The 25983-nt window shown below is 63.6% G+C and carries 24 protein-coding genes; 9 read left to right on the top strand and 15 right to left on the bottom strand.

Features of this window, described 5'->3' with window-relative positions; all coding sequences use genetic code 11:
* The first annotated feature begins 115 nt into the window (after window positions 1-115).
* Window positions 116-1921: an acyl-CoA dehydrogenase gene (locus B0G74_RS22380; RefSeq protein ID WP_132377078.1), complete on the top strand. Its 1806-nt coding sequence runs from the start codon at window positions 116-118 to the stop codon at window positions 1919-1921.
* Window positions 1922-2206: 285 nt separating this feature from the next.
* Entirely contained in the window at window positions 2207-2569 is a 363-nt protein-coding gene (locus tag B0G74_RS22375; RefSeq protein ID WP_132377077.1) for a BON domain-containing protein, read from the top strand.
* Between the two features lie 138 nt (window positions 2570-2707).
* Here B0G74_RS22375 and B0G74_RS22370 read toward each other — a convergent pair whose 3' ends face one another.
* Complete coding sequence (locus tag B0G74_RS22370) at window positions 2708-3277, bottom strand: XRE family transcriptional regulator (protein ID WP_132377076.1); 570 nt, start codon at window positions 3275-3277, stop codon at window positions 2708-2710.
* 243 nt (window positions 3278-3520) lie between these two features.
* Between B0G74_RS22370 and B0G74_RS22365 the strand changes: the two genes are divergently transcribed.
* The 3 genes from B0G74_RS22365 (at window position 3521) to B0G74_RS22355 (ending at window position 6821) form a co-directional block, all read left to right on the top strand.
* The gene (locus tag B0G74_RS22365) at window positions 3521-4912 is read left to right on the top strand and encodes an LLM class flavin-dependent oxidoreductase (RefSeq protein WP_132377075.1); all 1392 of its coding nucleotides are present in this window, start codon (window positions 3521-3523) and stop codon (window positions 4910-4912) included.
* Window positions 4913-5004: 92 nt separating this feature from the next.
* Entirely contained in the window at window positions 5005-5550 is a 546-nt protein-coding gene (locus B0G74_RS22360; protein WP_132377074.1) for a flavin reductase, read from the top strand.
* A 26-nt stretch (window positions 5551-5576) separates the two neighbouring features.
* On the top strand, window positions 5577-6821 hold the full coding sequence (locus B0G74_RS22355) for an MFS transporter (protein WP_132377073.1): 1245 nt from the start codon (window positions 5577-5579) through the stop codon (window positions 6819-6821).
* A gap of 12 nt (window positions 6822-6833) precedes the next feature.
* On the opposite strand, the gene B0G74_RS22350 is transcribed toward B0G74_RS22355, so the two are convergent.
* The 7 genes from B0G74_RS22350 to B0G74_RS22320 all read right to left on the bottom strand — a co-directional run bounded on the left by B0G74_RS22350 (window position 6834) and on the right by B0G74_RS22320 (window position 12170).
* Window positions 6834-7049: a YXWGXW repeat-containing protein gene (locus B0G74_RS22350; protein ID WP_207915691.1), complete on the bottom strand. Its 216-nt coding sequence runs from the start codon at window positions 7047-7049 to the stop codon at window positions 6834-6836.
* A gap of 100 nt (window positions 7050-7149) precedes the next feature.
* Window positions 7150-8298, bottom strand: a complete 1149-nt coding sequence (locus tag B0G74_RS22345) for a DUF1501 domain-containing protein (RefSeq protein ID WP_132377072.1) — start codon at window positions 8296-8298, stop codon at window positions 7150-7152.
* A gap of 5 nt (window positions 8299-8303) precedes the next feature.
* A complete protein-coding gene (locus B0G74_RS22340; protein ID WP_132377071.1) occupies window positions 8304-9932 on the bottom strand; it encodes a DUF1800 domain-containing protein in 1629 nt (542 codons plus the stop codon).
* Between the two features lie 73 nt (window positions 9933-10005).
* Window positions 10006-10524 (bottom strand): periplasmic heavy metal sensor, encoded by a 519-nt coding sequence (locus tag B0G74_RS22335; protein ID WP_132377070.1) that lies wholly within the window; start codon window positions 10522-10524, stop codon window positions 10006-10008.
* Window positions 10521-10949 carry a hypothetical protein gene (locus B0G74_RS22330; protein WP_132377069.1) on the bottom strand — a complete coding sequence of 143 codons (429 nt, stop codon included), beginning with the start codon at window positions 10947-10949 and terminating at the stop codon, window positions 10521-10523. Before B0G74_RS22330 ends, B0G74_RS22335 begins: the two co-directional genes overlap by 4 nt.
* Window positions 10946-11506, bottom strand: a complete 561-nt coding sequence (locus tag B0G74_RS22325; protein WP_243658281.1) for an RNA polymerase sigma factor — start codon at window positions 11504-11506, stop codon at window positions 10946-10948. The genes B0G74_RS22330 and B0G74_RS22325 overlap by 4 nt, the downstream gene beginning before the upstream one ends.
* Before the next feature lie 343 nt (window positions 11507-11849).
* The gene (locus B0G74_RS22320; protein ID WP_132377067.1) at window positions 11850-12170 is read right to left on the bottom strand and encodes a YXWGXW repeat-containing protein; all 321 of its coding nucleotides are present in this window, start codon (window positions 12168-12170) and stop codon (window positions 11850-11852) included.
* A gap of 401 nt (window positions 12171-12571) precedes the next feature.
* Here B0G74_RS22320 and B0G74_RS22315 point away from each other — a divergent pair, with 401 nt between their 5' ends.
* The 3 genes from B0G74_RS22315 to B0G74_RS22305 all read left to right on the top strand — a co-directional run bounded on the left by B0G74_RS22315 (window position 12572) and on the right by B0G74_RS22305 (window position 16780).
* Window positions 12572-14338 carry an alkaline phosphatase family protein gene (locus B0G74_RS22315; RefSeq protein WP_132377066.1) on the top strand — a complete coding sequence of 589 codons (1767 nt, stop codon included), beginning with the start codon at window positions 12572-12574 and terminating at the stop codon, window positions 14336-14338.
* Between the two features lie 200 nt (window positions 14339-14538).
* Window positions 14539-15981: a cytochrome c peroxidase gene (locus tag B0G74_RS22310; protein WP_132377065.1), complete on the top strand. Its 1443-nt coding sequence runs from the start codon at window positions 14539-14541 to the stop codon at window positions 15979-15981.
* 106 nt (window positions 15982-16087) lie between these two features.
* Window positions 16088-16780: an HAD family phosphatase gene (locus B0G74_RS22305; protein WP_132377064.1), complete on the top strand. Its 693-nt coding sequence runs from the start codon at window positions 16088-16090 to the stop codon at window positions 16778-16780.
* A gap of 69 nt (window positions 16781-16849) precedes the next feature.
* Here B0G74_RS22305 and B0G74_RS22300 read toward each other — a convergent pair whose 3' ends face one another.
* Window positions 16850-17242, bottom strand: coding sequence for a carboxymuconolactone decarboxylase family protein (locus B0G74_RS22300; RefSeq protein ID WP_132377063.1), 393 nt, complete (start codon window positions 17240-17242; stop codon window positions 16850-16852).
* A gap of 318 nt (window positions 17243-17560) precedes the next feature.
* Between B0G74_RS22300 and B0G74_RS22295 the strand changes: the two genes are divergently transcribed.
* Entirely contained in the window at window positions 17561-17809 is a 249-nt protein-coding gene (locus B0G74_RS22295; RefSeq protein ID WP_132377062.1) for a hypothetical protein, read from the top strand.
* Window positions 17810-17921: 112 nt separating this feature from the next.
* Here B0G74_RS22295 and cysS read toward each other — a convergent pair whose 3' ends face one another.
* The 6 genes from cysS to B0G74_RS22265 all read right to left on the bottom strand — a co-directional run bounded on the left by cysS (window position 17922) and on the right by B0G74_RS22265 (window position 25382).
* Window positions 17922-19310, bottom strand: a complete 1389-nt coding sequence (cysS, locus tag B0G74_RS22290) for a cysteine--tRNA ligase (RefSeq protein WP_132377061.1) — start codon at window positions 19308-19310, stop codon at window positions 17922-17924.
* A gap of 315 nt (window positions 19311-19625) precedes the next feature.
* The gene (gene cyoD, locus B0G74_RS22285; protein WP_132377060.1) at window positions 19626-19958 is read right to left on the bottom strand and encodes a cytochrome o ubiquinol oxidase subunit IV; all 333 of its coding nucleotides are present in this window, start codon (window positions 19956-19958) and stop codon (window positions 19626-19628) included.
* Entirely contained in the window at window positions 19959-20564 is a 606-nt protein-coding gene (gene cyoC, locus B0G74_RS22280) for a cytochrome o ubiquinol oxidase subunit III (RefSeq protein WP_132377059.1), read from the bottom strand.
* Window positions 20564-22552 carry a cytochrome o ubiquinol oxidase subunit I gene (gene cyoB, locus B0G74_RS22275; protein WP_132377058.1) on the bottom strand — a complete coding sequence of 663 codons (1989 nt, stop codon included), beginning with the start codon at window positions 22550-22552 and terminating at the stop codon, window positions 20564-20566. Before cyoB ends, cyoC begins: the two co-directional genes overlap by 1 nt.
* 3 nt (window positions 22553-22555) lie before the next feature.
* Entirely contained in the window at window positions 22556-23455 is a 900-nt protein-coding gene (cyoA, locus tag B0G74_RS22270) for a ubiquinol oxidase subunit II (protein WP_132377057.1), read from the bottom strand.
* Window positions 23456-23825: 370 nt separating this feature from the next.
* Complete coding sequence (locus B0G74_RS22265) at window positions 23826-25382, bottom strand: NADH-quinone oxidoreductase subunit M (RefSeq protein ID WP_132377056.1); 1557 nt, start codon at window positions 25380-25382, stop codon at window positions 23826-23828.
* Window positions 25383-25983 lie beyond the last annotated feature (601 nt).

The raw sequence follows: 25983 nt of genomic DNA, 5'->3' as shown, positions 1-25983 counted from the left end.
TACCCGAATACCGCGCATTTCAACCGCGCTGTGCCGATATGTTCGAGGGCCGTTTTTTACACGTGTCTTACGTAGCGGTTCCGCATAGCCGCTCACTTTCCACGGGTTTTCTCTTATGCAAGATGCGCTGATCATCAACTCACGCGATCTCGAGTTCCAGCTGTTCGAAGTGCTCGAAGCAGAGACGCTGACACGCCGTGCACGTCACGCCGATCACAGCCGCGAGACCTTCAACGCCGCGCTCGAAACCGCGCATGCGGTCGCCGTGGAAAAGTTCGCGACGCACAACCGTCTCTCGGACGAACACGAACCGCAGTTCGACGGTGAACGGGTCACCTTGCCCGCCGAGGTGAAGGACGCACTCGACGCGATGCGCGCCACCGGCTTTCTCGCCGCGGGCAAGGACTACGAATGGGGTGGCATGCAGTTGCCGTCGGTGATTTCGTTCGCGTGCCTGTCGCTCTTCAAGAGTGCGAACATTGCCACCTCGTCGTACGCCATGCTGACCACGGCGAACGCGAACGTGATCGAACGCTTCGGCAGCGCGGCGCAAAAGCGCAAGTATCTGCAAGCGCTGTTCGAAGGACGCGCGTTCGGCACCATGGCGTTGACGGAACCGCAGGCGGGCTCGAGCCTGTCCGATCTCGTCACGAGTGCGACGCCCAATGCGGACGGCACCTATTCGATTCGCGGCAACAAGATTTTCATTTCCGGCGGCGATCACGAGTTGAGCGAGAACATCGTTCATCTGGTGCTGGCACGCATTCCAGGCGGGCCGCCGGGCGTCAAGGGCATTTCCCTCTTTACCGTGCCGAAGTTCCACGTCAACGAAGACGGCAGCCTCGGTGCGCGCAACGACGTCGCGCTCGCGGGACTGATTCACAAGATGGGCTGGCGCGGCACCACGTCCACCATGCTGTCGTTCGGCGAACACGGCGAATGCATCGGCGAGTTGGTGGGCGAACCGCATCATGGTCTCGCCTATATGTTCCACATGATGAACGAGGCGCGCATCGGCGTCGGTCTCGGTGCGGTCATGCTTGGCTACCGCGGCTATCTGGCATCGCTCGATTACGCGCGCGAACGGCCGCAAGGACGCCGCCCCGACAACAAGAACCCGCTCGATCCGCAATTGCCGCTGATCGAACACGCCGACGTGCGCCGCATGCTGCTCGCACAAAAAGCCTATGTGGAAGGCGCTTACGCGTTGTGTCTGTACGCGGCACGTCTCGTCGACGAACAGAATACCGGCGAGAGCGAAGCCGCGCGCGCCGAAGCCGGCTTGCTGCTCGACCTCCTGACGCCGGTGGTGAAATCGTGGCCATCTCAATGGTGTCTCGAAGCGAACAGCCTCGCGATCCAGATTCACGGCGGCTACGGCTATACGCGTGAATATCCGGTCGAGCAGTTCTATCGCGACAATCGGCTGAACATGATTCACGAAGGCACGCACGGCATTCAGGCGATCGATCTGCTCGGCCGCAAGGTGACGATCAAACAGGGCGCCGCGCTCAAACAACTGGCGCGCGAAATCCAGCACACGATCGACGCGGCGCGCGAACGCCCGGCATTGCATGCGCACGCCGATGCGCTCGGCGAAGCATGGACCGATCTGACTGCCACGGTCGAAGCGTTGCTGCCCACGCTGGCTCACGACAGCGAACGCGCGCTCGCCAACGCGAATGCGTTTCTCGAAGCCTTCGGCCATATCGTGATTGCGTGGACATGGTTGCGCCAGGCGATCGTCGCGAGCACCGCGCTACCCGCATCGCATAGCGAAGCGGACGCGGACTTTTATCACGGCAAGCTGCAGGCGTGCCAATGGTTCTTCCGCTGGGAACTGCCGCGCGTCGCCTTGATGCTCGCCACGCTGCGCAGTCTTGACGACACCACGCTCAGCATGGCGCCACAATGGTTCTAAGCTCCGCCGCATTAACAGACTCGCAGCCCGATATGTGGAACATCCTCGTCACACGTGCGCAACGGAAGTCGTCGCAATGATTGCCGGAATGGCTGCCAATGCGGCATTCCGGCCAGTTTTTCCAGCATGAGCGCTTCGGCTGGAGTATTGTTTAAGCGCGCCGGGAGCGTCGCGGCATCACTCTTCTACAAGACAGGGTGCTCCTCGTGGGCGGAAAAGTGCTCGCAAGCGCGTGGTTTTTTGCATGCAACGAAGCGACATCAACTTTTCGAGGATGGAGAAAACGTGAAAACAGTCAATCTTTTGAAGGCGCTCGGCATCGCATTGTGTTTGGCAACGGCGGCCAGCGCCTATGCGCAGTCGAGCGACGCGATGGCCACCGGCGACGCGTCGGCGCCCAGTGCCAAAACGGTGAAGAAGACGGACCGCGCGCTGGGTCTGCAAGTGCGCAAGGCTCTATCGAAAGCGCAGGGTTTTGACGTGTCGAACGTGTTCGTGCGGGCCCGTGGCGGTGCGGTGACGATCACGGGATCGGTGCCCGACGGCGCGCAGATTCCGCAGGCGGAAGAAGTGGCGAAGGGTGTGGCCGGCGTGAAGTCGGTGAACAATAAGCTCACGATCGGCACGCAGGGCGGCGGCGGAGGTTAAGCGCCTGCTTTCACCCGGTGACTTGCCGGTCACGACAGGCAACGCCGCTCGTCGCTCGATGCGAGCGTGAGGCGTTGCCTGTCGTCCTGGTATTTGAACCGCTTATTGAAGCGCCCATTGAAACGTACATGGAAGCGCCTATCGTCGAACGAGGCCGACCACGTAGCGGCACACGTCTTCGCCCGCATTGAAGAACTCGCATTCGAGCGGCGCGCCAAGCTGCAGACAATCCCCCGCTTCCAGCCGGTAAACCTGCTTGCCTTCCCGGAAGGTCAACACGCCCAGCGTCACCCAGATCTGCTGATGCTGGAACACGAAAGCATCCGGCGGATACGGTACTTTCACGCCAGGCGGCAGTTCGATCTCGAGCAATTCCAGCACGCCGCCCGTGGGTGGCGAGATGCGCCGGCGCGTATAGCCTGTCTCGGGGTCCTGCCAGACCGACTGCTGCGCATGCCGCACGAGCCGCTCGCCGGTCTGCTCGGCCAGCGCCAGCAAAGTCGATAAGGTCAGGCCGAACGCGCCTGACAGACGCCCGAGCACCGTCGCGGTGGGACTCGCCTCGCCTCGTTCGATCTTGCTGATCATCGCCTTCGACACCCCCGAGCGCTCCGCCAGCTCGCTCAGCGACCAGTTGCGCGCCTCGCGTTCGGTCTTCACGCGCGAGGAGATCGCCTGGGTCAGATCGATGGCAGCGGATTCGGACATGAAAAGATGGATGAGTTCGAGAGTCGGGAAAGTGGGCACCGCAAATTATATCGAGGCAGTGTGGGTATGGACGCTGACGCCCCGCGGCCGCCTCGCCGCTCATTAAAAGTCAAAATCAAAGTCTTGCATAGTGATTTTTCGTCCACTATATTAAACGCAAGATCGCGTGGTAAGCCCAGCCAGCACGACCCACGCGACTCGAACGCAGCCGCAAGCATTCGTCCACCCCAGCCGGAAGACACCATGCCGAAGGAAATCGTTCTCAACGCTTTTGACATGAACTGCGTCGGCCACATCCAGCAAGGCATGTGGACGCATCCGCGCGATCAGTCCACGCGCTATACGGATCTGCAGTACTGGACCGACTACGCCCGCACGCTTGAAGCGGGCCTGTTCGACGGCATCTTTTTCGCCGATGTCGCCGGCGTCTACGACGTCTACGGCGGCAACGCCGACGCCGCCCTGCGCGGCGCCGTGCAGGTGCCGGTCAACGACCCGACGCTGCTGATTCCGGCCATGGCCGCGGTGACACGTCATCTGTCGTTCGGCGTCACGTCCAATCTCACGGTCGAGCAGCCGTATCTGTTCGCGCGGCGCATGTCGACGCTCGATCATCTGACGCGCGGCCGGGTCGGCTGGAACATCGTCACCGGCTATCTGGATAGCGCGTCGCGCGCGATCGGCCTGACCGGCCAGATGGCGCACGACGACCGCTACGACCTCGCCGACGAATACATGGAACTGGTCTACAAACTGTGGGAATGCAGTTGGGATGACGGCGCGGTGCTGCGCGACAAAGTTCAGGGTGTGTATGCGGACGCGTCGAAAGTCCATGTGATCCATCATCACGGCAAGCAGTATCGGGTGGACGCCATGCATTTGAGCGAGCCATCGCCGCAGCGTACGCCGGTGTTGTATCAGGCGGGGTCGTCGGCGCGCGGCAAACGGTTCGCCGCGGCGCACGCCGAGTGCGTGTTCGTCAACGGCCAGGCGAGACCGGCCGTGAAAGCGATTGTCGATGATATTCGCGCGCATGCCGTTGCGGGTGGCCGCCACGCGGACGACATCAAGGTGCTGCTCGGGCAAACCGTCATCACCGGACGCACGGATAACGAGGCGCAGGAGAAGTACGCGGAGTACCGCCGTTATGTCAGTTCCGAAGCGGCGCTCGTGCATGCGGCGGCGTCGCTCGGTATCGATTTCGCGCGCTACGACCTCGACGAGCCGATCGAAACCGGCAAGAGCCAGGCCATCGTATCGAACGTCGAAGCCATGACGCGCGCCGCCGGTCCGCAGTGGACCAAACGCAAGCTGCTCGAACAGATGATGCTGGGCAGCCGCCAGGCGCCGCTTGTCGGCTCGGCCGAACGGGTGGCGAGCGAGTTGATCGCGTGGACCGAAGAAGCAGGCGTGGACGGCTTCAATCTATCGCGCACGGTCGCGCCGGAGTGCTTCGAGGATTTCGTCGCGCACGTCGTGCCGATTCTGCAGGAACGCGGCGCCTACAAGCGAGCGTATCGTGAGGGCACGTTGCGCGAAAAACTCTTCGGGCATGCGCGTTTGCCTTCCAGCCACACGGCCGCGAAATTCCGCTCGCCCGCTTGTGCCGCCGCCCCGATTCCAGGCAATGCTTAGCAATCACGCCGTCATGCACGTTTTCACTTCGCGCGGCCCGCGCCACCGGCACCGGCATGCAACGGCGCGGCGATTTTTCCGCAGAGGCTCCCATGCTTGACAAAAGCACCTTCCGCGACGCGATGGCCGGCCTCGGCGCCGCCGTCAACATCATCACGAGCGATGGCGCGGCGGGTCTGGCCGGCTGCACCGCGTCGGCGGTCTGCGGCGTGACGGACGAGCCGCCCACGCTGCTCGTCTGCATCAATCGCAGCAGCCGCAACAACGCGGCTTTTCGCGCCAATGGCAAACTCTGCGTCAACGTGTTGAGCGCGGAGCAGCAGACACTCGCCGCGCACTTCGCCACCAGCACGCTGCCGATGGCGGAACGCTTTGCCGCCGCGCAATGGGATACCCTCGCGACAGGCGCACCGGTCCTGCACGGCGCGCTTGCCTCGCTGGACTGCGAGATCGAATCGGTCACCGAAGTCGGCACGCATACGGTGTTCTTCTGCGCGGTGAAAGCCGCGCATACGCAAGTCGAAGGCGACGCGCTGATCTACTACGGCCGCCGTTATCACCGCGTCGGCGCGCGCTCCGTGCACGCGACGCATACGGCAGAAGCCAGCGGCGCGCTCGCCGCTGAATCGGCCGGCTAACGCAGGATGCACGGCACAAGACACGCATGAAAGAGGCCTCGGCAAGCCCGCATCGATCGAGCCGCGCGATGGCCGGCAAGACCCGTTCGCTCGTGATTCTGCTGCTCTGCCAGGTGGGCGCGATGAGCGTGTGGTTTTCATCGTCGGCGGTCGTGGCGATCGTCAAGCAGGCGGAGAGTCTGTCCGCCTTGCAGGCGACCTTGCTCACGAGCGCCGTACAAGCCGGGTTCGTGGCCGGCACCGTCACGAGCGCCCTGCTCTCCCTCGCCGACCGCTTCGATCCACGGCGCCTCTTCATGGCCAGCGCGCTGACGGCGGGCGCGGCCACCGCGTGTCTCGTGTTCCTCGCGCCGGCGAGTCCACTCGCGATCGTGCTGCGGCTCTTGACGGGCATCTGCATGGCGGGCGTCTATCCGGTCGGCATGCGGCTCGCGGCGACCTGGGCGAAGGGCGACCTGGGCCTGTTGATCGGATTGCTAGTCGGCGCGCTGACCTTCGGCTCGGCGAGTCCGCATCTGCTGGCCGCACTCGGCGGTTCGAACTGGCGCGCGATCTATGGCATCTCGGCTTGCTGCGCGCTGCTGGCGGGCGTCGCGATTCTGCTGTGCGGCGTCGGCCCGAACATGGCGCGCGCGACGCGCATCGAATGGTCCGCGCTGGCCGGCGCCTGGCGCAACCCCGCGTTGCGGCTCGCGAACCTCGGTTATCTCGGCCACATGTGGGAGTTGTACGCGATGTGGGCATGGCTCGCCGTGTTCCTGCAAGCGAGCTTTGCGGCGGCCGGTATGCAGGAGCCGCGCGCGGCGGCCGAATGGCTGACCTTCGGCGCGGTTGCGGCGGGCGCGCTCGGCGCATGGCTCGGCGGCGTACTGGCGGACCGGCTCGGCCGCACGACGGTGACGATTGGCGCGATGGCCGTGAGCGGCGCGTGCGCCGCGTTGATGGGCTGGCTGCTCGGCGCGCCGGTCTGGCTGGTCGGCTGCGTGGCGCTGTGCTGGGGGATTTCCGTGATTGCCGATTCCGCGCAGTTCTCGGCGAGTATTGCCGAGCTCGCCGAGCCGGCGTCGATCGGGACGCTGTTGACCGCGCAGACTTGCGCGGGCTTTCTGTTGACGCTGGTGAGCATTCATCTGGTGCCGGACGTCGTCGCGCTGGCGGGTTGGCGCGGCGCCTTCAGCATGCTCGCGATCGGGCCGATTCTCGGCTGTGTCGCGATGGCGCGTTTGCGGCGTTTGCCGGATGCGCGACGGCTTGCGGGCGGCCGGCGTTAGGGCCGCTACTCGTCATCCTCTCCAATGCCCCGGCACCCACGCCCAATGATTGCCTTCCCAACGGTAGTGGCCTTTCACCCAGTGATAGCCCGGCGCGGGCGCGGCGGGCACCACTTCGACGAGCGGCTCGGGTTGCGGCGGTCTGGCGGGCTCGACCACGCAGGCTGACAACAGCGCAACGCAAAGACCCGCGAGCGATATGGCGCATACATTCGATATCGTTTTCAAGTTCCTCTCCTGAGTGTTTTCATTTGATTTAAGCCGGTTCCCTTACCGGCTCTTTGGTTGACGACGTGGATGAAGGCGCACTCTTTCGCGGCGACCGCCGTTACGCACGCACGATGCCGCTCAGCGGCCGCCCCGCCGGCGTCTGGCCGAACAGCGCGGACGCCGTGCGCTGCGGATCGAGCCCGAGGCTTTCGCTCGCGGTGCCGGCAATCAACGCATCGAGCGAGGTGGTCGGCTTGAGGTCGCGTGCTTCGTAAAGATTGTGCGGCGCAAGGCCTGGCCAGTCGGCGATCACGCGTCCGCCCTGCACCGAGCCGCCCAGCACCATCGCCACCGAACCCGTGCCGTGATCGGTACCGCCCGTGCCGTTGGCGGCAGCGGTTCTGCCGAACTCCGTCGCGACCAGCACGGTGGTCTTGCTCCACAACGGGCCCATGCCATCGCGCAACGACGCGAGCATCGTGTCGAGCGCCTTCAACTGATTGGCGAGACGCGTGTTCTGCGCGCTGTGCGTATCCCAGCCGCCGGTTTCGATCATCGCGATCCGTGGACCGTTCTCGCGCGACAGGAAACTGGCGGCGAGCTTGCCGAGACTCGCCGGATCCTGGCGCGCGCTGGCGTCGCCGGCCAGGCCGCGCGCGGTCATCGCCGACTCCCACAGCGGGCGCAACTGCGTATCCTGGTCGTAGAGTTGCGAGACCCGCGTGAGCAGATCGTCGGGGGCTTGCGGCAACGCAGAGGGCGCATACGACGTCACCGCCGCTGGGCCGCGCAACGCCATCGGCACAGTCGGCGCGAACGCGATCGCGTTTTCGCGCGTGGCGGGCAACTGCGCGACGAGCCGGTTCAACCAGCCGTCTTTCATCTGATACGGCGACGTGCCGCCGGTCTCGAGCACGTTCTGTCCGTCGAAGTGCGAACGGTCGCGATATGGCGACGCCACCGCGTGCACGAACAGCGCCTGATGGTTCGCGTACATCGCGGCGGTCTGCACCATCGCCGGATGCAGCGCGAAGATGCCGTTCAGGCGTGGCGCGTTCGAGGTGTCGATGGCGAGCGCGCCGCGCAATGTTGCGTAGGCGGGTTCGGCGTAGGGCACGACGATGTTCAGACCATCGGCGGCGCCGCGCTGGATCACGAACACGAAACGGCTCTCGGTGGCGACGCTCGCGAACGCGATCTGCGGCGACACGAGCATCGCGCCCGCGCCGGCGGCGGCGGCGCTCAGAAACTTGCGGCGTGACAGCATGGCATTCATCTCCGTTGAAAATCCGGCGAGACCAGCAACAGCGCGATCGCCGTGGATGCGCTTTCGGCGCGCGATACCGCTGTGGCCGTCGGCGCACTGAGCGAACCGGCGAGCAGGGTCTGGCCGAGTGCGCGTGCATCGAGCCGGTCGCCGACTTGCGACGCGAAACGCTGCGCCACTTCGACCCGGCGCACGAGCGCGTCCGGCGCGGCCCAGCTCGCGGCGATGTCGTCGTAACCGGCGGGCGAGCCGGGGCGCCACACCGGCTGGCCGAGCTGCGTGAGAATGGGCGCCGCCTGCAGCTTGCCGAGGTCCTGCCAGCCGAGCCCACGCATCGACGAAATGGTCCACTCCCACGGCGTCTTGAACTTCACGGCGGTGGGCGACCACGCTAGCGGCATGTCGATCAACGCGCGATAGACGGTCGGCAGATCGCCGCCGCTGCGCTCGAACGCGCTGGCCAGATGCTCGCTCACGCCGGGCGGCGGATTGTCGGCGACGAAATGACGGGCCAGCTTGCCGCCGATATGCTGCGCGGTCGCCCGTGCGCTTGCGAGGTCATGCAGGATCGCGAGCGCCTGCTCTTCGCCCGCCTGATCGTAACGGCGTCCCATGATGGTCCGCGAACCGGGCTCGTGCAGTGCGGCGCGAAATACGAAGGTGCCCGGCGCGGCGTTCTGCTGCATGGCCAGCCGGCCCGCGTTGCCCGCATTGCCGACATTGCCGGCGTTGGCCGGATTGCCCGCGACGCTCCAGCCGGTCAAAGCGCGGGCGAATTCGGTGACGTCGTCCTGGCTATAGCCGCTGCGCACGCCGAGCGTATGCAGTTCCATGATTTCGCGCGCGAGGTTTTCGTTCAGGCCGCGCTTGCGCTCCGGGTTTCGCTGCGCGGCACGCATGGCCGCCATGCTGTCCGGTCCCACCGAGCGCGTCTGATCGAGAAACAGTTGCATGGCCGGATGACGCTCGACGGCCACCAGCATGTCTTCAAAGCGGCCCAGCACGTGCGGGCGAATCGCCTCGGCCTCGAACGAACCGGCCAGCGCCGCGACGCCGGGCTTTTCGGTGGAGACCGCGAAGTGGTTGGCCCAGAAATGCACCATCCGTTCGACGAACGGCGTCTGCGTGGTCAATGCACTCGTGACCCGCGCATTCACCGACGAGCGGTACATGTCGAGTATTTCACCGCGAAGCGCTTTTCGTTCGGCTTGCCTGGCAGATTGCGCGTTCGCTTGCGCCGGGCCTAGCGTGTCGGCCTGCGCGTTTGATTGTGCGTTCGCCTGCGCGCTGGTTTGGCCACCCGGCTTTGTCATGTCTTGCGCGTTCGCTGCTTGCGCACCGGGTTGTCCATCAGGTCTCGCCATGTTCTGCGCGTTCGTGGAGCGTGTCGCCGCGCCCTCGCCCGCATTCTGGCGAGCCTGCTGATTGAACTGCATGCGCTGCTGCACCAGTTCGGTCGAGAGCGCCACCGAGTCGGGCTGGTTCGCCCACGCGGCCGGCCGCGCCTGGTACTGTTCGAACTGCGCGAGCAGCCAGGCTTTGGGGTCGGCGGGCGGCGTGTCGTCGGCACGCGCGCCCAGGCCGAAGCGGTTCAGCGCAATCGCCGCGGTGTTCAGGTTCGGTGAGTTGGCCATACCATCCTCTTCGGCTGTGGATATTCCTTGAACGGCCGCCACGCGAAAATCCGTCGCGGCCGCCGCGGTTTTTTTAATCGCCCGAAGATTCGCTCGATGCCTGATTCGCCGGTTTCTTCGCATTCGCCGCCGGCGCAGGTTCACGCCATTGCCCGCGCACTTTCAGGCTGTCGGCGAATTGAACCCGCTCCTCGGGCGACAAGCTCGCCGCGAAGTCGGCCACACTGCCTTCCACTTGCGCGCGCAGATGACTGTCGGCTTCGCGCGTACGCGTGAGCGCGGCGTCGAGCGCGGCGCGATCGAACTGCGGCGCCGCCAGCAGACGCAACACTTCGCGACGCCCTTCGCGGCCTTCGCGGGCATATTGCCGGCCGTCGCGGCGCGCGTCTTTCAGGCCCTCGACAAAGGCCTTCTGGCGCTCGGCCGAAAGCGTTTCGGCGGCGAAGCGAAGCGCGCGCTGTTGCGCCAGCACGGGCGCCGTGGCGCCGCGCGCGGTGAACCATTGATACGCACCACCGACGATCGCGCCCACCAGAAACACATTCAGCACCAGCGAGGCCACCAGCACGATTTTCCACGACCGGCCGTTCATTCGTCGCTCCAATCGGCGGACGAACCACCGAAGCTCGAAGTTAAATAAGACGACTCATGCGCTTGCGACGCCTGCGGCCCCGTTCCCGTCAGCACGAAGAACGACACGGCGAAAGCGCCGGCCACGCCGCCCAGCAGTCCGACGCCCGCGACCGCCGCGCCCGACCACCACAGGCGCCGCCGCGGCGCCGCCGGCTGTCGCACCGGCGCGCTGTCGAGCACGCGCTCGAGCAGGGCCGCGTCCGGCGGCTCGACCTTGTCGGCGGCAAGCCACGCATCGACGCCGGCCGCCTCCGCCAGCAGCGCATCGGCTTCGGCGCGATGCGACTGCGCCCATGCCTGCGCCGCCGCGCGGTCCTGTTGCGGCCAGCGGCGCGGCTCGGCGCCGTAGGCCTCGACGATCTGCTGAAATCTTTCGGGCGTCATGACTTGTCCTTGCTAAGGCCGCTGCCGGCCAGTTGAGCGCGCAGATTGCGGCGCGCGCGTGCCAGCAGACTTTCCAACGCATCGACGCTGATGCCCATCAGGGCCGCGGCGTCGATGTTCGACATTTCCTGGTAGTAGTTGAGTACCAACGCCTCGCGCTGGCGTGCCGGCAACGCGGCGAGTGCATCGCGGACCCGCTGGTCCTCGGCGCGCGCTTCGAGTCCGGCCTCAGGCAGCGGCGCGGGATCGACCTCCTCGGGCATCTCTTCGCGGGTTTCCTCGCGCCGGCCGCGCAGCCGGTCATAGCAGAGATTGAGCGCGACGCGATGGACCCACGTGTCGAACTTCGCCTCGCCTTCCCGCCAGCGCGACGCCTGTTTCCAGATGCGCACGAACACCTCCTGCGCCACGTCTTCCGCTTCCATGCGGTCGCCCAGCATGCGGGTGGCGAGCGCGAGCAGACGCGGCAGCTTGCGCGAGACGAGCGAGCGGACGGCGGCCGGATCTTGCCGGCCGACCTGTTCGAGCAGTTCCGCGTCGGGGTCGCGTTCGCTCAAGGCATGACGCTCCTGAGCGCGAGTGCGTCGCGCCGCATGGATCGCGCCGTGGGACGAACGTCACGCCTTCTGATGCCTCTCATGCTGGCTGCACCTCTCACGGATGGTTGCACGCGCACCGGTTCGAACGGTGAGCGCGGGACAGAAGACAGCACGCCTTGCCATGCACAACCGCAATCAATATACGACGACCGCCGGCCGATAGTAGGCCGGCCGCGCCGGGTACACCACACAGCCGGCGAGCATGGCCGCCAGCAGAATCATCACGAACGTTTTCATAGCAGTCTGCCTGGTTGGGGGACGCGGCGCGCCGAACAACGTCGAGCGTCGCAGCGCTTCCCGGTCATGCCCAATGGCCTTCCACCCAGCGCCAGTTGGGGCCACGCGCCACCCAGTGCCCCGGCACCCAGCGATGCCCGACGCGCACCGCCTGCCAGTGGCCGCCCACCCAGACATAACGGCCTTCGGCCCAACGCCAGTGGCCGGGATCCCATGCGTAACCGGCACGCGGCGCCGGCATCACTTCGACGCGCGGCGGCGGCGGCGCCATTGGCGCGACGATCACCGCCTGCGCGAAGGCCGGCGCGGCGGTCAGCGTGGCGGCGCAGGTCAGCGCGGCAGCCAGCACGGAGGTGAGCAAGCGAAGCGGTTTGGTGGATGTCATGTTGGTTTCTCCCATAAGAGCCGAAGCCGGAAAAAGCGGCGCCGTTTCCTGTTGAACGCAGCAGCGGAAAAAATCCGTCGCCACGGGCGTGTGAAAAATTCAAAAGGAAAGAAGGATGCGGGAAAAACCGCGATGAAACGCGAGGCGCAGGGTCGCAGCTGTTGCCGCGCGCCCACGCTGCGTCAGCGGAACGACAGGAAAGGTTACGCAAATGAATAAAAACCGAGGGCTTCGGTAAGGTTCGCGCCTCGAAATCTTAATTATCGAATGGTCCAATGCGCGCAGTTCGTCGCGGCAAGACCACTAGCACTAGCTGTATTTCTAGCGATATCCCCAGCGATCATCCACACGTATTCCGATGGAAACGCTGAACGGCGAAGTCGAATCTGGAGCCCTGTCAAATGTTCCGTAGAACCCTCTTACCCGTCCCGTTCGCGGCGCTGCTTGCGCTCGCAGCTTGCGGGAACAACAACGTGAACACGCCCGCACCGGTGGTATCGGCTCAGGACGCCGTGGCCACGGCCACGCCGATCAAGCACGTCGTGGTGATTTTCGGCGAGAACGTTTCGTTCGACCACTACTTCGGGACCTACCCGAGCGCAGCCAACCCGACCGGCGAGCCGCAATTCGTGGCAGCCGCGGGCACGCCGACGGTCAACAACCTCATCAGCAACAACCTGATCACGGTCAACCCGAACGCCCTGGCCACCTCGCCGAACACGGCGGGCCGCACGGTCGGCAGCGTGGCGATCGCGGGCCTGGGCCTGCCGGCCACCGATCTGGTGCCGTTCCGCCTGGACCGTTCGCAAGCCAATACGTCGAGCCAGAACCACGCCTACGCGGCCGAAGAGCTCGCCTATGACAACGGCGCGATGGACGCGTTCCCGCTGTTTACGGCCGCCACCTCGACGATCGCCGGCAGCACCGGCGCGTTCGCCACGAAGGGCCAGGTGCTCGGCTACTTCGACGGCAACACGGTCACGGCCATGTGGAACTACGCGCAGAACTTCGCGATGAACCAGAACGCGTACACGGACACGTACGGCCCGTCGACGCCGGGCGCGATTGAAGTGGTCTCCGGCCAGAACAACGGCGCGGTCGTCACGGGCGGCACCTCGCCCAACGCGATTCCGGACTCCGCTGGCGGCTTCACGATGATCGGCGACCTCGACCCGACCGGCGACGTCTGCACGATCGCGGCGAACAGCCCGCCGACGGCGGTGATGTCGTCGAAGAACAAGAACATCGGCGACCTGCTCAACGCGAAGGGCCTGACGTGGGGCGGTTTCATGGGCGGCTTCAATCTGCAGACCGTCAACCCGAACGGCACGGTCGGCTGCGCGCGCTCGACCTTCTCGCAAGTGCTGAACGCGACCAAGGCCGACTACGTGCAGCATCACGCGTGGTTCCAGTATTACGCGAGCACGGCCAACCTGGCGCATACGCGTCCGACGTCGACGGCGCTGATCGGCGCGACCGATCCGCTCGACAACACGGCAACGCCGGTGCACCACCAGTACGACACCGACGACTTCTTCGCTGCGGTGAAGGCGGGCAACTATCCGTCCGTCAACTTCCTGAAGGCGCCAGCGATCAGCGACGGCCACCCGGGCAATTCGGATCCGATCGACGAACAGGCGTTCGTCACGAAGGTGATCAACTTCCTGCAACAGCAGCCTGACTGGAAGAACACCGCCGTGATCATCGCCTACGACGATTCGGACGGCTGGTACGACCACCGCTTCAAGGCGCCGACGAGCGCATCGTTCGATTCGACCACGCCGCAATCCGCGGGCGGCAAGACGGTGGCGGGCAGCGACAACCTGAGCGGCGTGGGTCAGTGCACGGCAGCGGGCGCGGTGCAGCCGCAAGGCGTGAACGGCGGTGCGGTGAACGGCCGTTGCGGCCCGGGTACGCGTACGCCGTTTATCGTGGTGTCGCCGTGGGCAAAGGTCAACTTCGTCGACGATACGCCGATCACCCAGGCCTCCGTGGTGCGCTTCATCGAAGACAACTGGCTGGGCGGGCAACGCCTGGGCGGTGGTTCGTTCGACGCGACGGCGGGCAGCATCATGAACATGTTCAACTTCTCGGGCTCCGGCAACAATCCGGCGCTGTTCCTGGATCAGAGCCTGGGTACGAAGCTGGCAGCCGCGCCGGCGAGCTGATCCGCGGACGTGCCGAGCGCTTTCCTCTTCCGCTTGCCGGTGAGTGATGCACGTGCCCCATGCATGCCTCACGCCGCGCGGCAGCGTGTAGTGAAAAGCGTCACGCACCCATAAGCCGTAGTTGGGCGTCGAGCCAGTGCAAACGTGCTGGCTCGATTTTGCTTTTATCGCAGCCGATCGAACTAGCTGTCATCACCGTCATGAACCCTCCTTCAGACGCCGCCCTGCCTTCGCATCTGCCGGCCGGCGGCGAGCCCGGCCCCGTGATTACCCGCCGCTCGTGGCTCACGCTGCTCGCGAGGAGCGCGGCCGGTATCGTGCTCGCGTTCATCGTCTACTGCGCGTACGCGCTCGTGTACCCGGAGCGCACGCCGTCCGCGGTCGGCGAGATCGTCGAGGAAATCACCGGCGCGAATCCGCATCCGGTCACGTTGCTGCGTCCACAGAGCGCGCCGCTAAGCGCGGTGGCGCTGCTCGGCAAACAGATTTTCTTCGACCAGAGTTTGTCGGCGTCGGGCACGCAGTCGTGTGCGTCGTGTCACTCGCCGCAGCATTCGTATGGGCCGGACAACGCGTTCCCGGTACAACTCGGCGGCGCGCATATGAACCAGGCGGGTTATCGTCCGCCGCCTTCGCTCACGTATCTGTATCGTCAGGCGCCGTTCAGCATCGGCCCGGATCAGGGCGACACCGATGTGCCGGTGGATATGACGCAACTGGCGACGCAAGCCGCCGGCGTGCAGCGCGCGCAAAAGACGGCGCTCGCCGCGCCCGCCGCTGCGGCAATGGTGCCGCAAGGCGGATTGTTCTGGGACGGCCGTGTCGATACTTTGCAGGACCAGGCCCTCGGACCGCTCACCAATCCGGTGGAAATGGCCAACGCAACACCGCGGGATGTCGCTCACAAGCTGCTGGCGACCAAGTACCTGGATCAATTCAAGCAGATCTTCGGACCCGGCATCGTCACCAATCCGAGCCTGTTGATTTCCGAGGCGATGTTCGCCGTCGGGCGATATCAGATCGAGGATCCGTCGTTCCATGCTTTCAGCAGCAAGTATGACTACTGGCTCGAAGGCAAGGCGCGTTTGACGCATGCCGAGCTGCACGGCTTGCAGTTGTTCAACGACAAGGACAAGGCGAACTGCGCCGGCTGCCATTTGAGCCAGCCGAGAAAAGACGGCTTGCCGCCGGTGTTCACCGACACGCAATACGAAGCGCTCGGCGTGCCGCGCAACCCGGCGATTCCGGTCAACAAGGATCCGAAGTTCTTCGATATGGGCGTGTGCGGACCGTTCCGCGACGACCTCGCCAAACAGACGCAGTATTGCGGCATGTTCCTCACGCCGACGCTGCGCAATGCCGCTGATCGCAAGGTGTTTTTCCATAACGGCGTGTATCACGATCTGAAGCAGGTGATGGACTTCTACAACCTGCGCAATACGTCGCCGGAGAAAATCTATCCGCGCGATACGTCGGGCAAGGTGCAGAAGTACAACGATCTGCCGGCTCAGTACCATGCCAACGTGGACGTGGCCGACGCACCGTTCGATCGTAAGTTCGGCGATCAACCGGCGATGAGCGATCAGGATATTCAGGACATCATCGCGTTCATGAAGACGCTGAGCGACGGGTACAAGGACTAACGTTGCGAGCCAGGTGCGAAGGCCGCTCACGCGGCCCTTGCACTGCGGGGAGCGAGCCGGTGAGGTATCCTTGCCGGTTCCGCGAACTTTATCCGTACCCTGCCCGATGGCCGATTTCCCCTTCGACGCCGTACTCTTTGACTGCGACGGCGTGCTCGTCGACTCCGAACCCATCACCAACCGCGTGCTCACCGAGATGCTCGGCGAGCTGGGCTGGCACTTGAGCGTCGAAGAGACGATGCGCATTTTCGTGGGCAAAGCCGTCCGGGACGAAGCCGCGCTGATCGAAGCGCGCACCGGCGTCGCGATCACGACAGACTGGCTCATGCAGTTTCGCGAGCGGCGCAATGCGGCGCTGGACCTCGAACTCGTTGCGATTCCCGGCGCGCCGGATGCGGTGCGTGCGCTTCATGCGGCGCTGAATGCGCGCATCGCGGTCGCGTCGGGCGCGGATCGCATCAAGGTGGAGATGCAACTGGCCAAGGCAGGGATTCTCGACTGCTTCGAAGGACGCATCTTCAGCGGCCACGAAATGCCCCGCAGCAAACCCTTTCCCGATGTCTACCTGGCCGCGGCCGCGGCGCTCGGTGTGGATCCGCGCCGTTGCGCGGTGATCGAAGACACGGTGACAGGCGCGACCGCGGGCGTTGCCGCGGGTGCCACCGTGTTCGGCTATTGCCCGATCGAACTCGGCCACAGCAGCGCGACCGCCTTGCATGGCGCGGGTGCCACACATGTGTTCAGGGACATGGGCGCGTTGCCCGCCTTGCTGGCGGAATGGCGCGACGTATCGCACTGACTACGGCGCTGAATATCGCATTGTCGAAGGCGCAGAACACCGCGCGGACTGTTACGCCCGCTACAGCGCTTATTCGAAGGCCGGATCGATCGGCACGCGGTATCCCACTGCCAGCCGATTCGTCTCGTTGGCCATGCCCACGACCGCGAGCAGTTCGCCGAACATCTCGTCGGTCATGCCGGCGCGGCGCGCTGCCGCCGTGTGACTCGCCACGCAGTAGCCGCAATTGTTCGTCACGCTCACCGCGACGTAGAGCAGTTCCTTGATGAGCGGATCGAGCGCGCCGGGCGCCATCACGTCCTTCAGACTGTCCCATGTGCGTGCGAGGGTCGGCGGATGCTGGGCGATGTACTTCCAGAAGTTGTTGACGTCGTCGACCTGACGGATCTGTTTGATATCGTCGTACACGGCTTTGACTTCCGGCGACGCCGCGGAATATTCGATGGCTTTGAGCTGGCTCATGCGTTCTCCTTTCCTTGCTGACGAGATTCAACGAACCCTGCGCTCCATGCGCACGGTTCACGGTAACGGTCTATTGTGACGTGATTTTCAGCGAGCTTCATGACTGCATGACGCGCGGACGCATGTCGGCGAATTGCCGACATCGCCTTGCAGCCAGTTGGCCGATCTCCATCACAGTTGCTCGGGAAACGCCGGAGAAGCACGCGGCACGGCGCTTTGCCGCCGATGGCATGGTGTGTGCAATCAACAGGCATGAGTGCGGCATTTCTCCGCTCTCCTCGATCCACCTTGATTCACTCACTCCGCTGGAGATCCACCATGAAAAACCTCGTCCTCAAAGACCTGGCCCGCATCGACGAACTCGACCGCACGGCATCGCTATCGATTCGCGGCGGCATTGCCTACCTGACACGTGAAGCGCCTTCCGGTTGTGGCGGCGCGGAACAGCCGGCACTCATTCGACGCGGCTGGGATGCATTTCCGCCGGTTCATCTCGGTTGCGGACCGGTGTACTTCCCGTTCGACAAGCTGCCTTCGCACTCGGAACCGAAGGTGGTGCCGCTGTAGTGTGCCGGCAAGGCCCGATGTAAACGGTGCGGCTCGTCCGCGCCACGGCGTGGCGGTTGCGCAAGCCTGAACGTTACCGCCACGCCGTCTGTCCGTCTGTTTGTCGGTCACGCTACTCCGCTTTGCCGCGTTGCCGCAGCAGGGGACCGCTTGCGCTGTCTTCCACCAGCCAGCCTGCCGCCGCCAACGCGTCACGCAAACGGTCTGCTTCGGTCCATTGCTTCGCGGCGCGTGCTTGCTCGCGTTCGTCAGCGAGCGCCGCAATTTCCGCTGGAATATTGGCCGCATCATCTTCTTGCCAGTCGGCGAGGCGCAATCCCAGCACCGTATCGAAGCGATCGACGGTAGCCCTTCGCGTCGCCGCCGGCAGATCGCTTCTGACCACGTCCCACAGCACCGCGAGCGCGCGCGGCAAGTTCAGATCCTGATCGACCTCCGCCTTGAAGCGCGCCACGCTCGGCGCGTCCGGCGTGCCGCCTTGCGGCCACCGCACATAGGTTCTACGCAAGCGGTCCAACGCGGCTTGTGCCGCATCCAGCGCGGCCTCACTGAAGCGCAGGCTGCTGCGGTAGTGCGCGCTAAGGCATAAATAGCGATACGCGAGCGGATCGTTGCCGCGCTCGATCAGCGTCTGCAAACGCACGAAGTCGCCGCCCGACTTCGACATCTTGCCGGCGTCCAGCAACAGAAAATGGCCGTGCATCCAGAAGTTGGCGAGGCGCGTGCCGTGGCGCGCCTGGGTTTGCGCAATCTCGTTGCTGTGATGCACGGGGATGTGGTCTTCGCCGCCGCAATGAATGTCGAACCACGGGCTCAGATACTTCGCCGACATCGCCGAGCACTCGATATGCCAGCCGGGAAAGCCGCGGCCCCACGGACTGTCCCATTCCATTTGCCGCATGGCGCCGGGCGGACTGAATTTCCACAGCGCGAAGTCGGTCGCGCGCTGCTTCTCGCCTGCCGCAACGCGCTTGCCCGCCTGCAGGCCCGCAACATCGAGACGCGCCAGATAGCCGTAGTCATCCTGCCTGCTGGTGTCGAAATAGACGCCGTCGGCCGTGCGGTAGGTGTAGCCGTTGTGCTCGAGCTCGACGATGAAGTCGATCTGCTCCGCAATGTGATCCGTCGCGCGGCACCAGAGAGCGGGCTCCAGCAGGTTGAGCGCGCGCCAGTCGTGCATGAACGCCGCCGTGTACCGCTCGGCAATCGCCCACGCCGATTCGCCGGTGCGCCGGCTGCCCTTCTCCATCTTGTCTTCGCCTTCGTCCGCATCGGACACCAGATGGCCGACGTCGGTAATGTTCACCACGTGCCGCACGTCGTATCCGTTCAACACCAGGGCGCGCCGCAGCACGTCTTCGAACACATAGGTCCGAAGATTGCCGATATGCGCGTGGTCGTACACCGTCGGGCCGCAGCAATACAGGCCGACCTTATCCGCGTGAATCGGCGTGAATTCGCGCACGGCGCGCGACCAGGTGTCGTAGAGGCGAAGCGGCATGTCATGTCTCCAGGCGCTGGGTGTTCAAAAGCAAAAAGGCCACCGGTCGCGTGACGGGTGGCCTCAGGGATGCGGACGTATGCAGATCGAACGCTAGACGCAAGCTCCCCTCGGCAGGCTGTGACAGCATGCGCGCAAAGAATGCGGACGGGAAAGGTTAGAAGCGGTCATGGAAACGATCCTAACGCGGGTTCGCCGGTTCGGTCAATCGCCGACGCACTTCGGTGCAGGCCACGCGCTTGCGGTCGACGCACGAAAAAAGCCCCGCAAGACTCTCGCCTTGCGGGGCTTCGTTTCGAACGAATGGTCGTTCGTCTAGCGCGACATCATGTGCATGCTGACGTTGTGCATGACCCACAACGTGCCGCCGATCACGATGACGGCGGTCAGCAGCGTGAAGGCAAATGCCATCACATTCCAGCGCTGCTCCGACGACGTATTCAGATGCAGGAAGAAAATCAGGTGCACGACGATCTGCACGAGCGCGAGGCCCGCGATCGCGAGCAACGCGTTCTCGCCCGTCAACGTGCCGGTCATGACGAGGCCGAAAGCGGCGACGGTCAGAATGACGGAGAGAATGAAGCCCGTCGTATAGCTGCCGACGCTGCCGTGACTTTCACCTGCGTGGGCGTTATGGCTATGGTCCATTTAGATCACGCTCGCGAGATAGACAAAGGTGAAGACGCCGATCCACACGACGTCCAGAAAGTGCCAGAAAAGGCTCAGGCACGTCAGGCGAATCATGTCGCGTTCGGTCAGGTCGCGATGGCCGATCACCTGAATGGCGAGCACCACCATCCAGATCAGGCCGCACGTGACGTGCAGACCGTGCGTGCCGACCAGCGTGAAGAACGACGACAGGAACGCGCTACGGCTCGGGCCGGCGCCTTCGGCGATCAGGTGCGAGAACTCGCGCAGTTCCAGCACGAGAAACGCGAGACCGAGCAGGAAGGTCACGCCGAGCCAGAACAGCAGCACGCCCTTGCGTTTTTTGTGCGCGCCGAGCATCGCGAAGCCGTACGTGATGCTGCTCAGGAGCAGCATCGTCGTTTCGAGCGCGACGCCCGGAATCTCGAACAGATCCTTGCCGCTCGGGCCGCCTGCGAACTGATGGCCCATCACCGCGAACACGGCGAACAGCGCCGCGAAGATGATGCAGTCGGTCATCAGATACAGCCAGAAGCCGAACACCGATTGCGACGGTACGTGGTCCGCGTCGTGATGCGAGCCGGCGTCAATAGTCCTGGTTATCATCAATCCACCTCCAACGCGACCTGCGCACCAACGCCGGAGCGTTTCTCTTCAATCTCCGCGACCGTGGCGGCCGGGATGTAATAGCCTTCGTTCTTCTGGAAGCTGTAGACGATCACGGTGCCGACCGCGCCAACCAGGCCGACGATTGCCAGCCACCAGATGTGCCAGACAGCGGCGAAACCGAGCACCAGTGAGAACACACCGGCGATCACACCCGCGGACGTATTCGACGGCATATGAATGTCGCTATACACAGGCTTCGCTTGCGTGCCCTTGCGCGACTTCATGTCGGAGAACGCGTCGAGCTTGTGCACCGTCGGGATGATCGCGAAGTTGTACACCGGCGGCGGCGAGCTGATTGCCCATTCCAGCGTGTGGCCGTCCCACGGATCGCCCGTGACGTCGCGATTTTGCGGCAGATTGCGATCGCGAATGCTGACGATGATCTGCGCCACCTGGAGCGCGATGCCGATAGCGATGAGCGCCGCACCGCCTGCGGCCAGGATCAGCCACGGGTGCCACAGCGGGTTGTCATAGTGGTTGATACGGCGCGTCATGCCCATAAAGCCCAGCACGTACAGCGGCGTGAATGCCACCCAGAAACCGATCTGCCAGAACCAGAACGATGCCTTGCCCAGCTTTTCATTCAGCTTGAAGCCGAACGCCTTCGGGAACCAGTAGTTGAAGCCGGCCAGATAACCGAACAGCACGCCACCGATGATCACGTTGTGGAAGTGAGCAATCAGGAACAGGCTGTTGTGCAGCACGAAGTCCGCGCCCGGAATCGCCATCATCACGCCGGTCATGCCGCCGATCGTGAAAGTAATCATGAACCCGATGGTCCACAGGATCGGCGGGGTAAACGTCAGGCGGCCCTTGTAGATCGTGAACAGCCAGTTGAACACCTTCACGCCGGTCGGAATCGCGATCACCATCGTGGCGATACCGAAGAATGCATTGACGTCAGCGCCCGAACCCATCGTGAAGAAGTGATGCAGCCACACGAGGAACGACAGCACCATGATCGCGCAGGTCGCCCACACCATCGTCTTGTAGCCGAACAGCGGCTTCTTGGCGAAGGTCGCCACGACTTCCGAGAAGATACCGAACGCCGGCAGGATCAGGATGTACACCTCGGGGTGACCCCACGCCCAGATCAGGTTCAGGTACATCATGGCGTTGCCGCCGCCATCGTTCGTGAAAAAGTGCATGCCGAGGTAGCGGTCCAGACCCAGCAGCGCGAGCGTCACGGTCAGGATCGGGAACGACGCCATGATCAGCACGTTGGTGCAGAGCGCCGTCCACGTGAACACCGGCATCTTCATGAACGTCATGCCCGGCGCGCGCATCTTCACGATGGTCGCGAAGAAGTTCACGCCAGTCAGCAAGGTGCCGATACCGGAGAGCTGCAAGCTCCACAGGTAATAGTCGACCCCGACTCCCGGACTGAACTGCAATTCGGAGAGCGGCGGATAAGCCAGCCAGCCGGTCTGCGCGAATTCACCGATCACCAACGAGATGTTGATCAGGATCGCGCTGACTGCGGTCATCCAGAAGGAGAGCGAGTTGATGAACGGGAACGCGACGTCGCGTGCGCCAATTTGCAGCGGCACGATGATGTTCATCAGGCCGATCATGAACGCCATCGCCATGAAGAAAATCATGATGACGCCGTGCGCCGTAAACACCTGGTCGTAGTGATGCGGCGGCAGGTAGCCCGGGTTCGCGTAAGCGAGCGCCTGCTGCAGACGCATCATGATCGCGTCCGCGAAGCCGCGGAACAGCATGATCAGCGCAACGACGATGTACATCACGCCCAGCTTCTTGTGGTCCACCGACGTGAGCCATTCGGTCCACAGATAGCGCCACTTGCCGAAATAGGTGATCAGACCCAGGACCGTCGCACCGCCGAGGGCGATCATCACGGCCGTGACCATGATGATCGGCTCGTGGTACGGAATCGAGTCTAGTGAGAGTTTGCCGAACATGTGTTACCCCTTGCCCTTTGGCGCACAGTTGGCGTCCTTCATGTTGTCGAGGACGTTACCGTTGTTGTATCGGGCAATGATGTTGTGAAAGAGCTTCGGATCGACGCTCGAGAAGTAGCGCACCGGCTCCTTCTCGGTCGGCGCGGATACCGTGTGATAACGGTCCATGCTGAGGTTGTCCGACGAAGCGCGCACTTTCGCAACCCATGCGTTGAACTCTTCAGGCGAAGTGGCGAGCGCGCGGAACTTCATGTCCGAAAAGCCCTTGCCGCTGAAATTCGCCGAGGCGCCCGCGTAGTTGCCGGCTTCATCCGCGATCAGATGCAGGCGCGTTTGCATGCCCGCCATCGCGTAGATCTGGCCGCCGAGTTGCGGGATGAAGAACGAGTTCATCACCGTGTCCGACGTGATCGTGAAGTTCACCGGCGTGCCGACTGGGAACGCGAGCTGGTTCACCGACGCAATGCCAAGGTCCGGATAGATGAACAGCCATTTCCAGTCGAGCGCGACGACTTCGACGTTGATCGGCTTGACCTGCGACTCGAGCGGCTTGTACGGATCGAGTTCGTGCGTGGTCTTCCACGTCAACACGGCGAGGAACAGAATGATCAGCGTCGGAATCGTCCAGATGGCGATTTCGATACCGGTCGAATGCACCCAGCCCGGACGATAGTCGGCGCTCCTGTTCGACGCGCGGTAACGCCACGCGAACAGCAGCGTGAGCGCGATAACCGGCACGACCACGATCAGCATGGCCCAGGTGGACGTGGCAATCAGCTCACGTTCCGCCAGACCCACACTCCCCTTCGGATTCAGAATATCGAGGTTGCTGCAACCCGAGAGCAACAACACGAGGCTGCCGGAAAGGAAACTAAGCGACCCTCGTAGAGTCTTTCCTTTCATATCCATTGCCTCTTTTTTACGTCTTCCACGAACGTCATTCGACCGCTCTCCAATAGTAAGCGCTCGCATAATAGGGGGACGTTCCGCCGTAATAAACACTCGATTTAGCAACGATCTATTGCGTCGCAGCACCGTGCGACACGTTGCCGCATGGCTGCGCGCAGGTGGGCGTCTGCGGCGCCCTCTTGCCGAGTATTGAAATGCCGGCGAAACGCGAAAACCCCTTTAAACAAGCGCGAAAACGCGACGCGGCCTGATTGGCCACGCCGCGTGTCGTGCGTGCAAAGAGACTTGATCCATAAGGAAAAAAGCGCGTTGACGAGGCAACATTCGCGAGGCGAATGCTGCGGCTGCGCCGCAGCTCGTTCGATCAGCCCGGCGAGCGGGTGGTCGCGGCTGCCGGTGCGGGCACTGCGGCTTGCAGATGCTCTCCGCCATCAGCTGGCGCGCCGTCCGAAGGATGAGTCGAGCGCTCCGATTGAGCCAGCAGCGTGCCGACCGAAGGATCGATCGCATCGGTGAACGGTTTCGGATTGATGCCGATGGCGAGCACCAGCAGCGCCATCGCGCCGAGCAGCACGAACTCGCGCTTGCCGAGATCCTTGAGGTTCGCCACACGAGCGTTGGCGATCGCGCCGAAGATCACGCGCTTGTACATCCACAGCGTGTAAGCCGCGCTCAGGATCAGCGTGGTGGCCGCCATCGCGCCGATCCAGAAGTTGAAGCGAATCGCGCCCATCAACACCATGAATTCGCCGACGAAACCCGAAGTGCCCGGCAAGCCGATGTTGGCCATGGAAAACAGCATCACGAAAGCGGCGAAGCGCGGCATGGTGTTGGCCACACCGCCGTACTCGGCGATCGACGCGGTCTTCGTGCGGTCGTAGAGCATGCCCGTGCACAGCAGCATCGCGCCCGACACCACGCCGTACGACAGCATCTGCACGATCGCGCCGGCCTGGCCGATGCGGTTGAAAACGAACAGCCCGAGCGTGACGAGGCCCATGTGCGCGACCGTCGAATACGCGAGCAGGCGGCGCATGTCGGTCTGCACGAGTGCGAGCAGGCTTGCATAGATCACCGCGACCAGCGAGAGCGTGATCATCATCGGCGCGAAGAAGTGGCTGGCCTGCGGCGCGATCGGCAAGGCGAAACGCAGCAGACCATAGCCGCCCAGCTTCAGCATGCCGATCATCACGGCGGCGCCCGTCGGACCGTCGAGGTGGACGTCCGGCAGCCACGTGTGCAGCGGCCACATCGGCACCTTCACGCCGAAGGCGGCGAGGAAGCCGAGGAAGATCAGAACCTGCGGCCACGTGCCGAGGTGCGTCTCACGCCACAGCGCGAGGTCGAAGCTGTGCGTCTGGCTGTACAGATACAGCATCGACATCAGCATCATCAGCGAGCCGAGGAACGACACGAAGAAGAACTTCACCGCGGCGTACGAGCGGTTCGACTGGCCCCACGTGCCGATCAACAGATACAGCGGAATCAGCGTCGCTTCGAACGAGATGAAGAACAGCATGCCGTCGAGCGATGTGAACACGCCCTGCATGAAACCCGACAGCATCAGGAACGCGCCGAAGTACTGCGCGGTCCGCTCGGTGATCGACTCCCACGAGGCGACCACGATGATGATCGTGGTGAGCGCGGTCAGCGCGACGAGCCACAGCGAAATTCCGTCCACGCCCACATGCCAGGCGATATCGAACGTGGGCGACCAGCGCACGTTCTCGACGAACTGCATCGACGTGACGTCGTTGCGGAAATTCGACACCAGCGGAATCACCGGCAGGAAACCCGCAATCGCGCCGATCAGCGCGAGCCACCGGGTGCGACTACGTGCCGCGTCGGATCCGGCACGCAAAACCACCACGCCGGCGATAATAGGGATCCAGATTAGAAGGCTAAGAAGAGGCAATGGCATGTGCTCTATCGAAAACTTTAAGTACAAAACGCCACATCAACGCCTTCAAAATAGAAAGCATTGAAATGGATATGTAGGCTGGATTTCGCTGAAATTGGCGTGCAATCGGGGTTGACCGCTACACGTTTACCCGCAGTCGAATGACCAAGGGTGGGAGATTACCAAGATAAGAATACTTTTGCAGCGCAACAACGCTGCAAAGCAACTGGCAATGTATTGTTGCGGCGCCGGCCCTTGCGAAATGGATAAAAATGTGCAGATGCACAAACTGACCGCCACGGTTTCGTAGAGGCAAATTTTGCGCGAAAAAGCGTGCAATTGGCAGTCAGTTAGGAACTCTTGCACGGATGCCCAGGCGCGCATTTCAAGCTGGGATAGAACATGCCGACGCATGACGCGGTCTGCGCGCGAATTTCGAGCGTCCGGAGAAAAATTTGCTTACCCGCGAGCAGAAAATTTTTTTGATCCCACGCTCTAAATAATCCGGCGCGCGGCGCTCAAAAGTGGGAGCGCAGTTGATCAGCCGTTCATTTTTCGGCCCGGCCCGATCACGTGCGCCAAGCTTCTGCGTGCCTTACGGAAGCCGAATATACTTCGGCGA

The organism is Paraburkholderia sp. BL9I2N2 (assembly GCF_004339745.1).
GTDB lineage: Bacteria > Pseudomonadota > Gammaproteobacteria > Burkholderiales > Burkholderiaceae > Paraburkholderia.
The sequence above is the reverse complement of the archived record's forward strand: the minus strand, read 5'-3'. Positions and strand labels throughout refer to the sequence as shown.

What these genes read in the sequence shown, in the direction of transcription:
- B0G74_RS22380 (WP_132377078.1), top strand. Translation starts at nt 116, where the DNA reads ATGCAAGATGCGCTGATCATCAACTCACGCGATCTCGAGTTCCAGCTG.
- B0G74_RS22370 (WP_132377076.1), bottom strand. Translation starts at nt 3,277, where the DNA reads ATGTCCGAATCCGCTGCCATCGATCTGACCCAGGCGATCTCCTCGCGC.
- B0G74_RS22365 (WP_132377075.1), top strand. Translation starts at nt 3,521, where the DNA reads ATGCCGAAGGAAATCGTTCTCAACGCTTTTGACATGAACTGCGTCGGC.
- B0G74_RS22360 (WP_132377074.1), top strand. Translation starts at nt 5,005, where the DNA reads ATGCTTGACAAAAGCACCTTCCGCGACGCGATGGCCGGCCTCGGCGCC.
- B0G74_RS22355 (WP_132377073.1), top strand. Translation starts at nt 5,577, where the DNA reads ATGAAAGAGGCCTCGGCAAGCCCGCATCGATCGAGCCGCGCGATGGCC.
- B0G74_RS22345 (WP_132377072.1), bottom strand. Translation starts at nt 8,298, where the DNA reads ATGCTGTCACGCCGCAAGTTTCTGAGCGCCGCCGCCGCCGGCGCGGGC.
- B0G74_RS22340 (WP_132377071.1), bottom strand. Translation starts at nt 9,932, where the DNA reads ATGGCCAACTCACCGAACCTGAACACCGCGGCGATTGCGCTGAACCGC.
- B0G74_RS22335 (WP_132377070.1), bottom strand. Translation starts at nt 10,524, where the DNA reads ATGAACGGCCGGTCGTGGAAAATCGTGCTGGTGGCCTCGCTGGTGCTG.
- B0G74_RS22330 (WP_132377069.1), bottom strand. Translation starts at nt 10,949, where the DNA reads ATGACGCCCGAAAGATTTCAGCAGATCGTCGAGGCCTACGGCGCCGAG.
- B0G74_RS22320 (WP_132377067.1), bottom strand. Translation starts at nt 12,170, where the DNA reads ATGACATCCACCAAACCGCTTCGCTTGCTCACCTCCGTGCTGGCTGCC.
- B0G74_RS22315 (WP_132377066.1), top strand. Translation starts at nt 12,572, where the DNA reads ATGTTCCGTAGAACCCTCTTACCCGTCCCGTTCGCGGCGCTGCTTGCG.
- B0G74_RS22310 (WP_132377065.1), top strand. Translation starts at nt 14,539, where the DNA reads ATGAACCCTCCTTCAGACGCCGCCCTGCCTTCGCATCTGCCGGCCGGC.
- B0G74_RS22305 (WP_132377064.1), top strand. Translation starts at nt 16,088, where the DNA reads ATGGCCGATTTCCCCTTCGACGCCGTACTCTTTGACTGCGACGGCGTG.
- B0G74_RS22300 (WP_132377063.1), bottom strand. Translation starts at nt 17,242, where the DNA reads ATGAGCCAGCTCAAAGCCATCGAATATTCCGCGGCGTCGCCGGAAGTC.
- B0G74_RS22295 (WP_132377062.1), top strand. Translation starts at nt 17,561, where the DNA reads ATGAAAAACCTCGTCCTCAAAGACCTGGCCCGCATCGACGAACTCGAC.
- cysS (WP_132377061.1), bottom strand. Translation starts at nt 19,310, where the DNA reads ATGCCGCTTCGCCTCTACGACACCTGGTCGCGCGCCGTGCGCGAATTC.
- cyoD (WP_132377060.1), bottom strand. Translation starts at nt 19,958, where the DNA reads ATGGACCATAGCCATAACGCCCACGCAGGTGAAAGTCACGGCAGCGTC.
- cyoC (WP_132377059.1), bottom strand. Translation starts at nt 20,564, where the DNA reads ATGATAACCAGGACTATTGACGCCGGCTCGCATCACGACGCGGACCAC.
- cyoB (WP_132377058.1), bottom strand. Translation starts at nt 22,552, where the DNA reads ATGTTCGGCAAACTCTCACTAGACTCGATTCCGTACCACGAGCCGATC.
- cyoA (WP_132377057.1), bottom strand. Translation starts at nt 23,455, where the DNA reads ATGAAAGGAAAGACTCTACGAGGGTCGCTTAGTTTCCTTTCCGGCAGC.
- B0G74_RS22265 (WP_132377056.1), bottom strand. Translation starts at nt 25,382, where the DNA reads ATGCCATTGCCTCTTCTTAGCCTTCTAATCTGGATCCCTATTATCGCC.